Origin of the sequence: Mycobacterium conspicuum (assembly GCF_010730195.1) — a bacterium.
GTDB classification, from domain to species: Bacteria; Actinomycetota; Actinomycetes; order Mycobacteriales; family Mycobacteriaceae; genus Mycobacterium; species Mycobacterium conspicuum.
Window position 1 is genome coordinate 6115289 of sequence record NZ_AP022613.1, and the last position, 13303, is coordinate 6128591.

Below are 13303 nucleotides of genomic sequence, written 5' to 3' on the forward strand. Positions count from 1 at the left end.
TGTTTTAGGGTTGCCTTTTCGCCGAAACGGTGGGGAAGCCTTGCGCACCGGTCGGTGTTGCACACAAGACCTGCGTCTGAGGAGGAGAAAGAGCCATGACCCACCCGGAAATCAAAGAACCCAGCGCCGGTCATCCGATCACTATCGAGCCGACCAAGGGACGCGTGCAGGTGCGCATCAACGGCGAGCTCGTCGCCGACACCACCGCGGCACTGGAATTGCGGGAAGCGACTTTGCCTGCGGTGCAATACATTCCGCTTGCCGATGTGGCTCAGGAACGGCTGACTCGGACCGACACCGCCACCCATTGCCCATTCAAAGGCGACGCCGGCTACTACAGCGTGACGACCTCCGCCGGTGACACCGTCGAGGACGCGATCTGGTTCTACGAACGGCCCTACCCCGCGGTCGCGGAGACCGCCGGGCACGTCGCGTTTTACCCAAACAAAGCCGAGATTACGGTCGTCGGTGACTAACTGACCCCGGGAAATATCGACGCCGCGAGCCGGGTATCGCTGTACTCCCGCCACGACACGATCAACCCGTCGCGGGTGTCGAACAGGCACACGAACGGGGTGTCATACCGGTCGCCCGCTGTGGTGGTCGCGTGAAACTGCCCTTCGATGACTACCGTTTCGCCGTCGTTGACGCAGCGCAACAGGTCGATGCTGACCGCTGTCAGAAGGCCTTTGCGTTGTTCGATCGCCGTGCGCAGGGTGTCCTTGTCGAACGACATCCCCGTGTTGATGCTCCAGTAGGTGAAATCGTCGCTGAGCAGCGCCAGGCCCTCGTCGAGGTCCGCGTCATCGCCCAGGCTCTGCAGAAACATCCACGCCAGTTCGGCCTGCGGGTCATCGAACGGCGTCGTCACATGGCCATAGTGTCTCGGTAGAGAGATTGCGGTCAAACACGATGGTTCAGAAGGGCAGTCAGGTGAAGAGCGAGCGCACCGTCACGTTCCCCGGAGCGGTTAGTTTCGGGCACACGCTTGCGCCGCTGCGCCGGGGCCCTCGCGATCCGAGCTTTCGGATCGTCGAGGACGGCAGCATCTGGCGCACCAGCCTGCTGGCCACCGGTCCCGTCGCCGCGCGCATCACCCGGGCGGCCGCCAACGCCGTGGCCTGCACCGCGTGGGGTGGGGGCGCCGAGGAGTTCATCGAGCGACTGCCCGTGCTGCTGGGCGCCGATGACGACGCCTCGGGCTTCGTGCCGACGCACCCGACGGTTGCCGCAGCGCACCGACGCGTGCCGCACCTGCGCCTGGGCCGCACCGGGCGGGTGCTGGAAGCCCTGGTTCCGGCGGTCATCGAGCAACGGGTGCCCGGCGCCGACGCCTTCCGGTCCTGGCGGGCGCTGCTGACCAAGTACGGGACCCCGCCGCCCGGTCCGGCGCCGGCCGGCATGCGGGTGCCGCCCTCGGCGCAGGTGTGGCGAAGCATTCCGTCGTGGGAGTTTCACCGCGCCAACGTCGACCCCGGCCGGGCCCGCACGGTGGTGGGCTGCGCGCAACGCGCGGCGTCGCTGGAACGGCTGGCGTCGTGGCCCGCGGACCGGGCGCGCGAGGCATTGACGTCGCTGCCCGGCGTCGGGCAGTGGACCGCCGCCGAGACCGCGCAGCGAGCGTTCGGCGACGCCGATGCCGTGTCGGTGGGCGACTATCACATCCCGAAGATGATCGGCTGGACCTTACTGGGTCGCCCGGTCGACGACGACGGCATGCTGGCATTGCTGGAACCCATGCGACCACACCGGCACCGGGTGGTCAGCCTGCTCTACGCCAGCGGACTGGCCTACGAGCCGCGCCGCGGCGCCCGGCTGCCGGTGCAGCAAATTCACTCGCTCTGAATTCCGCGTGTTTCCGGGAACCGCCTTCGGGTACCCGAGTCCGCATGACACAGTTCACGATTCCGGGGTTGACCGACAAACAGGCCGCGCGGCTCAGCGAATTGCTACAACGCCAACTGAGCACCTACAACGACTTGCACCTGACGCTGAAGCACATCCACTGGAACGTGGTGGGGCCCAACTTCATTGGCGTACACGAAATGATCGACCCACAGGTGGACGCGGTGCGCGGGTTCGCCGATGACGTCGCCGAGCGGATCGCGGCTCTGGGGGCATCGCCGGAAGGGACCCCCGGCGCGATCGTGCGGGACCGGAGCTGGGACGACTATGCGATCGGGCGGGACACCGTGCAGGCGCATTTGGCCGCACTCGACCTGGTCTACAGCGGCGTGATCGAAGACATCCGCAAAGCCATCGAGGAGACCGATGAGGTCGATCTGGTCACCCAGGATTTGCTGATCGGACAGGCCGGGGCGCTGGAGAAGTTCCAATGGTTCGTCAGAGCGCACCTGGAGAGCGCGGGCGGGACGCTGGCCCATAAGGGTGCCACGCACGAGAAGTCTGCGGCGAACGCCGCGCGGCGCAAGGCGAAGTAGCCCGACTCGCCGAACGGCGAGAAATCAGCAGTGTGCACGTCGGATCGCGGTCGGCGCCAACCGAATTCAAGCGACCGCGGGACGCGGCATTTCACCGCGGGCCTTTCGTAACGAATTCAAAGGTTGAATTGATCGACGCGATCGAGCACTCCAAACTAAAATGTTTGGTCGAATCCCGCCGAACGCACTAATGTCACACCGCGGCGGTGGCACAATCCAGTAGTGCCAAGTACGGCAAGTCGAAGGCCCGGGCGTCCCCCGGCGGCGAAGGCCGACGAAACGCGCAAGCGGATCCTGCGAGCTGCGCGTGAGGTGTTCAGCGAACGGGGTTACGACGGGGCGACTTTCCAGGAAATCGCCGTCCGCGCGGACCTGACCCGGCCGGCGATCAACCACTACTTTTCCAGTAAGAAGCTGTTGTATTGCGACGTGGTGGACCAGACCAACGAACTGGTGGTCGCGAACGGCATCCAGAACGCCAAGCGTGCGCTGCGGCTGATGGATCGACTGTCCGAATTCATTGCCGTGGTGATGCGCGCTAGTTCCGAAGATCCTTCGGTATCACCGTTTTTGGTTACGGCCGTGCTGGAATCGCAGCGGCATCCCGAATTGAGCCGAAACGAAAACGACGCAGTGGCAATTAGCCGCGTATTCCTTAATTGGGCGGTAAACGACGCCATCGAGCGCGGCGAGCTCAAAGCCGACACGGATGTGCCCTCGTTGGCCGAGACGCTGCTGATCGTGCTCGTGGGCGTCGGCTTCTATGCCGGCTATCTCGGGAACTACCAAGAGATGCGGGCCGTGATCGAGACGTTGCGTCGGCTGCTGGAGGGCGCGTTTTGGGAGCGGGGCGCCTGACCCGGGCCTTGCCGGCGGCGTCGGTGATGTCGCCCACAAAGCGCATAGGCTACCTAACTTTTTCGGGTACCATGGTCGCAACCATGACTGACCTCGACGAACCGTCTTCGTTGGCCCCCTCGTTGCGAACTGCGGGCGACAGCTGGGCCATCACCGAACTCGTCGGCGCCACCGCTTTGGGGGTCGCCGCCGGCCGTGCCGTGGAAACGGGCGGGGCCGATCCGCTGATTCGGGACGACTTCGCCGAGATTCTGGTGTCCTCGGCCGGCCCGGCCTGGGCCCGGCTCGCCGATCCCGAGCTGGCCTGGCTGGACGACGACCCACACGGGAAACGGGTCCACCGGCTCGGCACCGACTACCAGGCCGTGCGCACCCACTTCTTCGACGAATACTTCGCCCAAGCAACCAGCGCCGGCGTTCGGCAGGCGGTCATTCTCGCCGCCGGCCTGGACTCGCGGGCCTACCGGCTGCAGTGGCCGGCGGGCAGCACGGTTTACGAGATCGACCAGCCCAAGGTGCTGGAATACAAAACGGGAGTCCTGGAAGCCCACGGCGCGCGCCCGGCGTGCCGACGGCGCCCGGTCGCGGTGGATCTGCGCGACGACTGGCGCGGCGCGCTGCTGGCCGCCGGCTTCGACCGCACCCAACCCACCGCGTGGCTGGCCGAGGGCCTGCTGCCGTACCTGCCCAGCGACGCCCAGGACCGCCTGTTCGAGGAGTTCACCGCGCTCAGCGCGCCCGGCAGCCGTGTTGCCGTCGAGGTGTTCGGGGTGAATAAGAACAGCAACACCAACCGCTGGAAGCGGATGCGGGAGCGGCTTGGCCTGGACGTCAATGTCGAAGCGTTGACCTTTCACGAGCCCGACCGTTCGGACGCCGCCGACTGGCTGGCCCAGCACGGCTGGCAGGTGCACGCCGTCAACAACCGCGACGAGATGGCCCGGCTGGGCCGCGCGGTACCCGACGATCTCACCGATGAGGCCGTCCGCAGCACGCTGCTGCGAGCGCGGCTCGGATCGATTCACGAAGCTCAAGGAGCCAAGCAATGAGTTCACTGCGCACCCACGACGACACCTGGGACATCAGGACCAGTGTCGGCAGCACGGCCGTGATGGTGGCCGCCGCCCGGGCCTACGAGACCGAACAGCCCGATCCGCTGATCCGCGATCCCTACGCCAAGCTGCTGGTCTCCAAGGCCAATGCGGGCGTCTTGTGGGAGGCCATGCTCGACCCGGAGATCGCGGCTCGGGTGCAAGAGCTCGACGAGGAATCCGCCAACCACATGCAGCACATGCGTGGCTATCAAGCCGTGCGGACGCATTTCTTCGACACCTACTTCCTCGACGCGGTCACCGCCGGCATCCGGCAGGTGGTGATCCTGGCCTCGGGGCTGGACTCGCGGGCATACCGCCTGGACTGGCCGGCCGGCACCACGGTCTACGAGCTGGACCAGCCGGAGGTTCTCGCGTTCAAATTGACGACGCTCGCCGAGCATGGGGTGACCCCGTCGGCCGATCGCCGCGAGGTGGCAATCGACCTGCGCCAGGACTGGCCGGCCGCGCTGCGCGCCGCCGGCTTTGACCCGAACCAGCGGACCGCATGGCTGGCCGAGGGCCTGTTGATGTACCTGCCGGCCGAGGCGCAGGACCGGCTGTTCACGCTGATCAGCGAGTTGAGCCCGCCGGGGAGCCGGGTTTCGGCCGAGACCGCGGCGACGCAGGCCGACGAGCGGCGGCAGGAAATGCGTGCCCGGTTCAAGAAGGTCGCCGAGACGATCGGGCTGGAGGAGACCCCCGACATCGGAGAGTTGATGTACCGCGACGACCACCGGGCCGACGTGACGGAGTGGCTCAACGCCAACGGCTGGCGGGCGCACGCGCAGCACTCCATCGAGGAGATGCGCCGAGTCGGCCGCCTGAATCAGGACCTTGAGCTGCCCTTCGACAAGGCGGCCTTCTCCGACTTCGTGATCGGTGAGCGCTTGTAATGCCGCGCACCGCGGACGACTCCTGGGACATCGCAACGAGCGTGGGGGCGACCGCGGTCATGGTCGCGCTGGCCCGGGCCCGCGAGACCGCCAGCGATGACCCGCTGATCCGGGACCAGTTCGCCGAGCCGTTGGTGTCCACACCCGAGCTCGAGGGCGTGCGCGCGCAGGTGGCGGCGTGGTGGGCGGGCGACCCCGACGATGACGTGGACTTCGCCATCGGCGCGCAGCAGATGATCAACTACCAGGCGGTGCGCACCCACTTCTTCGACGCGTACTTCGCCGCAGCCACCGACGCCGGGATCCGGCAGGTGGTCATTTTGGCGGCGGGTCTGGATTCGCGCGCATACCGGCTCACCTGGCCGGACGACACCGTCGTCTACGAAATCGACCTGCCCAAGGTGCTGGAGTACAAGGCCCAGACCCTGGCGCGGCATGGCGCCGAGCCGACGACGGATCGCCGGGCCGTGGCCGTCGACCTGCGCCACGACTGGCCGCGGGCGTTGCGCGAGGTCGGCTTCGACCCCGCCCGCCCGACGGCCTGGCTGGCCGAAGGGCTGCTGCCGTTTCTGCCGGCCGACGCGCAGGAAGCCATGTTCGACTCGGTCGATCGGCTCAGTGGGCCCGGCAGCCGGGTGGCCGTCGAAATCTTCGGTGCCGACGAGCAGAAGCGCAAAGAGGCCGAAGAGAAGTGGGCGGCGCTGCGGGCCAAACGGGAAGCGCGCGGCTCCGATATTTCAGACACGTCGTTCAACCCGTTCGATCTCTGGTTCGATCACGGGGACCGCTCCGAGCCGGCCGACCGGTTCGCCGCTCGCGGCTGGGCCACAAAATCGGTCAGTGCCCGCGACGAAGCGGCCCGGTTGGGCCGGGAGCCGTTGTCGGACGCGCGGCCGTTTCTGAACAGCTTCCTCACCGCCACCAAGCCCTGACGGCCGGATCCTTCCCTACTGCTCTCCCAACCGGATGGTTAGCATGGCGGTTATCGCCCGTGCGAGGGAAGGACTCCCATGACCACCGAATCGGTTGCACCGAAAACGCAAGAATCCGAGCACGAGACCTCGACCGGCTCCGCAACCGGCGTCGCCGAAACCGTGGCTCGCCTGCGCAAGACCTTCGCCACCGGCCGAACCCGCAGCATCGAATGGCGCAAAAAGCAGTTGCTGGCGCTCGCGGCGCTGATGGAAGAGAACGAGGACGCGATCGCCAAGGCGCTCGCCGAGGACCTGGACCGTAACCCGACCGAGGCGTTCATCGCCGACGTCGCGACGACGGCCAGTGAGGCGAAATACGCGGCCAAGAAGCTGCGCAAGTGGACCCGCCGCCGGCACCTGCTGTTGGAGTTGCCGCAGCTGCCCGGCCGGGGCTGGGTGGAGTACGAGCCGTATGGCACCGTGCTGATCATCGGCGCCTGGAACTACCCGTTCTATCTGACGCTGGGTCCGGCCGTCGGCGCGATCGCCGCCGGCAACGCCGTCATCCTCAAACCCTCGGAGATCGCCGCCGCGTCGTCGCGGCTGATGGCCGAGCTGGTGCCCCGCTACCTCGACAACGACGCGATCGCGGTGGTCGAGGGCGACGGCATGGTGAGCCAGGAGCTGATCGCCCAGGGCCTGGATCGGGTCATGTTCACCGGCGGCACCGAGATCGGCCGCAAGGTCTATCAGGGCGCGGCCCCGCACCTGACCCCGGTCACCCTCGAGCTCGGCGGCAAGAGCCCCGTGGTGGTGGCGGCCGACGCCGACGTGGAGGTGGCCGCCAAGCGGATCGCCTGGATGAAGATCCTCAATGGCGGGCAGACCTGCGTGGCCCCCGACTACGTGCTGGCCGACGCCAGCATCCGCGACGAACTGGTCAGCAAGATCGGCGCCGCCCTCACCAAGTTCCGCTCGCAGGACGACCAGTCCGGGATGCGCATCGTCAACCAACGTCAGTTCGATAGGTTGAGCGGCTACATCGCGGCCGCCGAAGCCGACGGGAAGGCCAAGGTGGCCGCCGGCGGCAAGTGCGACGCGTCGAGCCTGCGGATCCAGCCGACCGTCGTCGTCGACCCCGACCCCGACGGACCGTTGATGACCAACGAAATCTTCGGGCCGATCCTGCCGGTCATCACCGTCCAAAACCTGGATGACGCAATACGTTTCATCAACGCCCGGCCAAAGCCGTTGTCGGCGTACCTGTTCACCAAGGGACGCGAAACCCGCGAGCGCTTCATCAAGGAAGTCCCGGCCGGCGGCATGTTGGTGAATCACCTCGCCTTCCAGGTGTCGACGGCCAAGCTGCCGTTCGGCGGTGTCGGCGCCTCGGGCATGGGGGCCTATCACGGCAAGTGGGGGTTCGACGAGTTCAGCCACCGCAAGTCGGTGCTGACCAAACCGACTCGTCCCGACCTGTCCAGCTTCATCTACCCGCCCTACACGGAGCGCGCGCTGAAGCTTGCACGTCGCATGTTCTGATTGTTTGTTCGCCCCTGAATCGCTCTGCCAGAAAGGAACCTGATGCCAGGAGTGCAGGATCGTGTCGTCGTCGTCACCGGAGCCGGTGGGGGATTGGGCCGTGAATACGCCCTGACCCTCGCCCGCGAGGGCGCCAGCGTCGTCGTCAATGACCTCGGCGGAGCCCGCGACGGCACCGGCGCCGGCCTCAACATGGCCGACGAGGTGGTCAAGGAGATCAAGGACGCGGGTGGCCGCGCGGCCGCCAACTACGACAGCGTCGCCGAGCCCGAGGGTGCGGCCAACATCATCAAGACCGCGCTCGACGAGTTCGGTGCCATACACGGCGTGGTGAGCAACGCCGGGATCCTGCGCGACGGCACCTTCCACAAGATGTCGTTCGAGAACTGGGACGCCGTGCTCAAGGTGCACCTCTACGGCGGCTACAACGTGATCCGCGCGGCATGGCCGCACTTCCGCGAGCAGAGCTTCGGCCGGGTGGTCGTGGCCACCTCCACCAGCGGGCTGTTCGGCAACTTCGGCCAGGCCAACTACGGCGCGGCCAAGCTTGGACTGGTCGGCCTGATCAACACGCTGGCGCAGGAGGGGCGGAAATACAACATCCACGCCAACGCGCTGGCCCCGATCGCGGCCACCCGGATGACGCAGGACATCCTGCCGCCCGAGGTGTTCGAGAAGCTGACACCGGACTATGTCGCGCCGGTGATCGGCTACCTGTGCACCGAGGAATGTGAGGACAACGGGTCGGTGTTCATCGTCGGCGGCGGCAAGGTGCAGCGCACCGCGCTGTTCCAGAACGAGGGCGTCACCTTCGGCAAGCCGCCGTCGGTGGACGAGGTCGCCTCCCGTTGGGCTGAGATCACCGATCTGTCGGCTGCGCAAAAAGCCAACTTTAGCTTGTAGCCTGCATGAAAGCCTGTGTCGTACAGGAGCTTTCGGGACCGTCGGGAATTGTCTACTCCGATATCGATGACGTCGCCGAGGACGACGACAAGGTCATCATCGATGTCCGCGCCGCCGGGGTGTGCTTTCCCGACCTGCTGATGACGAAGGGCGAGTATCAACTCAAGTTGCCGCCGCCCTTCGTCCCCGGCATGGAAACCTCGGGCGTCGTCCTGTCGGCGCCGGAGGACTCGGGATTCCAAGTGGGCGAACGGGTTTCGGCATTCGGCGTGCTCGGCTGCTACGCGGAGCGGGTGGCGGTCCCGGTGGGCAACGTGCTGCGCAGCCCGGCGGAACTCGATGACGCCCAAGCGGTTTCGCTGCTGGTCAACTACAACACCATGTACTTCGCGCTGGCTCGGCGCGCCGCGATGCACCCGGGTGACTCGGTGCTGGTGCTGGGCGCCGCCGGCGGGGTGGGCACGGCGGCCATCCAGATCGCCAGGGCGATGAACGCCAGCCAGGTGATCGCCGTGGTGCACCGGGCGGGAGCGTCCGATTACGTTGCGTCCCTTGGCGCCGACGTGGTGCTGCCGCTGACCGACGGGTGGGCCGAGCGGGTGCGCGAATACACCCACGGTCGGGGCGTGGACATCGTCGTCGACCCCGTCGGTGGGCCCACCTTCGACGACGCGATTCGCGTGCTCGCCATCGACGGCAAACTGCTGGTGATCGGCTTCGCCGCCGGCGGCATTCCCACCGTGCAGGTCAACCGGCTGCTGCTGCGCAACGTCAGCGTGGTCGGCGTCGCGTGGGGCGAGTACCTCAACAAGGTGCCCGGCTCGGCCGCGCTGTTCGCCTCGGGGCTGAGCCAACTGGTGTTCATGGGCCTGAAACCGCCACCGCCGCAACGCTATCCGCTATCTGAAGCACCGGAGGCGCTGCAGTGTCTCGCCGACGGCGGTGTGCTCGGCAAGCTGGTGCTCGAGCCGTAACGGCCGAAGCTAGAGGCTGATGCCGAATGCGTTCAGTACGACCTCGAGCTCGATGAGGGCTGCCAGTGAGATCAAGGCCGTGTCGGCGGCAAACGGAGCGACGAGCGCATACTGCAAGCCACCCAAAACGTCGCCGCCGAGGGCCTGCTGAATTCCGCTCAGGAACAGGTTGATGTCGTAGGCCGGCATCACGGTGACCAAGGTATTGATGATGTCTGCCGTCGGCAGCAGGGCTCCGTAGAGGTTCGCAGCGGTGTTGGAGATCCCGTTGGCGGCGTTGGTGACCGCCGTTTGGATCGCCGGGATGATGCTGTCGGGTGACAGGCCCGCCACTGCGGAGCTCAGGGAGTGCAGCGCGGCCTGCTGGCCGCCCGTCGTGCCCAGCGCGGCCAGTTGGTGCGACACGTTGGCCACCGACGTCGCGGTTTGCGTTTGGATGTCGCTGTTGAAGGCCACGGCCCCCTGATGGGCCCCGAGGATCAGGTCCTGCGCCAGCAGGGCCTTGTTGTAGTGGGGGAACAGCCCGAAATACGTTTGCACGTCGGCCGGGGCGGTGCTGTAGCCATAGTGGGGGTCTCCGTAGCCCAGGTTGACGAGCATCGTCAGGTCCGGTTGCAGCAGATCGGCCAGCGGATTGCCGATGCCCGGGATCAACCGCAGCGGCTCCAACAGCGGCAGACCGTTGGGCGTGGTGATCATGTAGTAGTTGGTGACGCCGTTGTAGCCCGGCGACGTCGGCAACGTCACCAGCTCGTAGCCCGGGGGCAGCGCCGACGGGTCCAGGCTCGGGTACTGGCCGTGCACGAACGCGATGCCCAATTCCGCGTTCAGGTCGGACAGCAGGTTAAGCGGGTATCTCGGGAAGTCGGCCCAGCCGTCGTATTCCAGCGTGTAAATGTTGGTCGGGTAGATGGTGTCCGAGGGCGTCGCGCCGTACAGCGTCAACCCGAGGGCGGGGAACTGCAGAGGGTGACCACCGAAGCCCGGGAAGCGGGCAAAAAAGCCGCCGTTGGGATTCATCTGGTTACCCAGCAGGGTGAAGCTCAGTTGGTCGGCGCTTGGCGGGTTCGGGTTGAGCAATGGGTTCGCGAGGTTGATCATTTCCAGCGAGGAAATGTCGGCGCTCTGCGAATAGCCCAAAATGGCGACGCTGTCACCGGGATTGGCGGCCAGCGTGGTTTTGATCGCGCTGTCGAGGATCTGCAGGCCCTGACTTATCGACGGGGTGAGGGGCAGGCTTTTGAGGATCAGCGGGTAGTAGCCCTCGGGCGTGAACAGGGGGTTCGCGTTCTGCGGAAGCACATTGAAGCCGTGGTTGACGTAGTTCAGGACGGCGGTCACGTACTCCGGCGGCGGGATCGGCAAACCGCTGCCGCCCATGATCAAACCGAACGTCGTCCCCTGCAGCATCGGCTGCACGACCGGAGCCGGTCCGCCCAGGATGGGGCCGATGGGGCCGCCGATCAGGTGGCTGAGCGCGCTGGCACTGGCGGCTTCGGCCCCCGCGTAGGCGTGCCCGGCGGCGGCCAGCGCCGCGGCGAACTCGTCGTGAAATGCCGCGGCGTGATTGAGGACCGCCTGATACTGCTGGGCGTAGCCGCCGAACAATTTCGCGGCGGCCGCCGATACCTCATCCGCGGCCGCGGCCACCACACCCGTCGTGGGACCCGCGGCGGCCCCGGTTGCCTCGCTGATCGACGACCTGATGGCCGTAACGCTCTTGGCCGCTGTCTGGACCAGTTCCGGTTCGGTGATCAAGGTCGTCATCGGCTGTTCCCTTCACGCAGGTGCCTGTACATACCGACAACGCGGTGAGACCGATGACCTGACCAACCCGGCCATCGCGGTGCCCGGCATTGAAGTAGCTTAGAGCGGTTTGCTTAGTATGTCCGCGATTTACCTTTTGTTTCTGCGCCGGTTCCGGCGCACGCGAGAACCGTTGCGGGCGCGGGGTTTCTGACACCGATCGGATTGCGCTAGGGCAGCAGGCTCCTGATATCGGCGATGTTTTGGGCAATAGCTGAGCCGATGACGTCGATTTCGACCAGGGCCGCGACGGTGGCCAGCCCAATGTCGGCGGCGATCGGATAGCCGATCGCGTTGGCCAGGTTGCCCTGCAGTAGCTGGCCCACGAACAGGGTGGCGTCGTAGGCGGGCAGCGTGGTCACGAACGCGAGCAACGTGTCCGCCGTGGGCTGCAGGACGGCGTAGTCCGTCGAGATGATCGACGCGATCGTGTTGGCGATGTTGAGCGGGGTCGGCGGGACCGCGGGCGGCATCGAACTTGGTGTCGGCGGCGAGAAGGCCTGCACAAATTGCGGTTCGAACTTCGGCAGCGTGATCGGCGTCGAGTGGATGTTCGCCAGATCGGCGTGGAAGGCCTGGATGCCCTGCTGGGTTCCGGTGGCCAGGTCGCCCAGGACGACGCTCGCGCCGACGTGCGGGGCCAATCCGAACGGGGTGGTCACATTCGCGTATCCGGTCGACCAGCCGTAGTCGGGGTTGCCGTAGCCGAGATTCACCAGCACTTTCAAGTCGGGTTGGAGCAGGTCGGCGATCGGATTGCCGATGACCGGTATGGCCCGCACCGGATCCAGCAGCGGCAGATTCTCGGTGGGAATGATGTAGTAGTGCGTGACGCCACCGTTGGTGTAGTAGTCGGGCGACGTCGTCAACGGAATCGCGTTGTCCACCTGTATCGGCGTGACCGCGGGATGACCCAGGAACGGGCTCACGTACGTCGTGTGCACGGTGAGGATCCCCATCACCGCGTTGAGGTCGGACAAGAAGTTGAGCGGGTACTGCGGGAAGTCGGCGAAGCCGTCGTATTCCAGCGTGTAGATGTCGGTGGGGTAGATCGTGTCCGCGGGTGTGCCGCCGTAGAACGTCAGCCCGAGACTCGGGATGCTCAGGCCCGGGAAGCGGGCGAGCATGCCGCCATTGGGGTTCATCTCGTTGCCGACCAAGACGAAGTGAAGTTGATCCGCGGTCGGCGCCAGCGGACCCATGGCCGCGAGCTTCTGCATTTCCAGCGAGGCGATGATGGCGCTCTGCGAGTAACCGAAGACGGTGAGGGTGTTCGTGGAGCCTTGGGGGAGTTGTTGGGTGATCGCGTCGTCGAGGATTCTCAGGCCCTCGGTTACCGAACTATTCAACGTCATGCTCTTGACGCCGGTGAGTGGGTAGAGCTCTTCGGGCGTGAACAGCGCCTGCAGCGCGTTGACCGATCGGACGTAGAGGTTGTTGGCGTTGGTGACGTACGTCGTCGTGGGGGTCGGGTTTCCGGTGGGGCCCAAGAACAACGTCAGGTCGGAGTTGATGGGCGTGAATTGCGGCGCCGCCAAGGCGCCGGCGTTGGCGCCCTCGATGTTCGCGTACGCGTTGCCCGCGTTCGACAGCGCTTGGGTGAATTCGTGATGAAACGCCGCCGCGTGTTTGACGACGGCTTGGTAGTCCTGGCCGTAGGCGCCGAAGAGTTTCGTGATCGCCGCCGACACCTCATCGGCGGCCGGCGCCAACAGCACCGACGTGGGGCCCGCGGCGGCCGCGTGCGCCGCGCTGATCGCCGAACCAATCCCCTCGACATCGGTGGCGACCGCCGCGATGATGTGCGGCTCAGTGATCACAAAGGTCATCAGCACGTCCTTCCCCGCGATGGTGCTCATCAGCGTAGAGGGATCTGGC

At 66.2% G+C, this 13303-nt stretch carries 13 protein-coding genes; 10 read left to right on the forward strand and 3 right to left on the reverse strand.

Annotated features, from left to right (window positions below):
* Positions 1-95: 95 nt before the first annotated feature.
* Positions 96-476 carry a DUF427 domain-containing protein gene (locus G6N66_RS28170; protein WP_085232060.1) on the forward strand — a complete coding sequence of 127 codons (381 nt, stop codon included), beginning with the start codon at positions 96-98 and terminating at the stop codon, positions 474-476.
* Here G6N66_RS28170 and G6N66_RS28175 read toward each other — a convergent pair.
* Positions 473-871, reverse strand: a complete 399-nt coding sequence (locus tag G6N66_RS28175) for a nuclear transport factor 2 family protein (RefSeq protein ID WP_085232059.1) — start codon at positions 869-871, stop codon at positions 473-475. The two genes, G6N66_RS28170 and G6N66_RS28175, sit on opposite strands and share 4 nt — an antisense overlap.
* 41 nt (positions 872-912) lie before the next feature.
* On the opposite strand from G6N66_RS28175, the gene G6N66_RS28180 reads away from it, so the two are divergent.
* From G6N66_RS28180 to G6N66_RS28220, 9 genes are all read left to right on the forward strand, one after another.
* Entirely contained in the window at positions 913-1845 is a 933-nt protein-coding gene (locus G6N66_RS28180) for a DNA-3-methyladenine glycosylase family protein (protein WP_139825115.1), read from the forward strand.
* A gap of 44 nt (positions 1846-1889) precedes the next feature.
* On the forward strand, positions 1890-2441 hold the full coding sequence (locus tag G6N66_RS28185) for a Dps family protein (RefSeq protein ID WP_085232058.1): 552 nt from the start codon (positions 1890-1892) through the stop codon (positions 2439-2441).
* 222 nt (positions 2442-2663) lie between these two features.
* Positions 2664-3299, forward strand: a complete 636-nt coding sequence (locus G6N66_RS28190) for a TetR/AcrR family transcriptional regulator (protein WP_085232057.1) — start codon at positions 2664-2666, stop codon at positions 3297-3299.
* 83 nt (positions 3300-3382) lie between these two features.
* On the forward strand, positions 3383-4348 hold the full coding sequence (locus G6N66_RS28195; protein ID WP_085232065.1) for a class I SAM-dependent methyltransferase: 966 nt from the start codon (positions 3383-3385) through the stop codon (positions 4346-4348).
* On the forward strand, positions 4345-5286 hold the full coding sequence (locus tag G6N66_RS28200; RefSeq protein ID WP_085232056.1) for a class I SAM-dependent methyltransferase: 942 nt from the start codon (positions 4345-4347) through the stop codon (positions 5284-5286). Before G6N66_RS28195 ends, G6N66_RS28200 begins: the two co-directional genes overlap by 4 nt.
* Positions 5286-6218 (forward strand): SAM-dependent methyltransferase, encoded by a 933-nt coding sequence (locus G6N66_RS28205; RefSeq protein WP_085232055.1) that lies wholly within the window; start codon positions 5286-5288, stop codon positions 6216-6218. Before G6N66_RS28200 ends, G6N66_RS28205 begins: the two co-directional genes overlap by 1 nt.
* 78 nt (positions 6219-6296) lie before the next feature.
* The gene (locus G6N66_RS28210; RefSeq protein WP_085232054.1) at positions 6297-7742 is read left to right on the forward strand and encodes an aldehyde dehydrogenase family protein; all 1446 of its coding nucleotides are present in this window, start codon (positions 6297-6299) and stop codon (positions 7740-7742) included.
* Positions 7743-7784: 42 nt separating this feature from the next.
* Positions 7785-8645, forward strand: coding sequence for an SDR family oxidoreductase (locus tag G6N66_RS28215; RefSeq protein WP_085232053.1), 861 nt, complete (start codon positions 7785-7787; stop codon positions 8643-8645).
* A gap of 5 nt (positions 8646-8650) precedes the next feature.
* Positions 8651-9619, forward strand: coding sequence for an NADPH:quinone oxidoreductase family protein (locus G6N66_RS28220; RefSeq protein WP_085232052.1), 969 nt, complete (start codon positions 8651-8653; stop codon positions 9617-9619).
* A gap of 9 nt (positions 9620-9628) precedes the next feature.
* Here G6N66_RS28220 and G6N66_RS28225 read toward each other — a convergent pair whose 3' ends face one another.
* Together G6N66_RS28225 and G6N66_RS28230 are read right to left on the reverse strand one after the other, a co-directional pair.
* A complete protein-coding gene (locus tag G6N66_RS28225) occupies positions 9629-11386 on the reverse strand; it encodes a PE family protein (RefSeq protein WP_085232051.1) in 1758 nt (585 codons plus the stop codon).
* Positions 11387-11595: 209 nt separating this feature from the next.
* Positions 11596-13254 (reverse strand): PE family protein, encoded by a 1659-nt coding sequence (locus G6N66_RS28230; RefSeq protein WP_085232064.1) that lies wholly within the window; start codon positions 13252-13254, stop codon positions 11596-11598.
* Between the last annotated feature and the right edge of the window lie 49 nt (positions 13255-13303).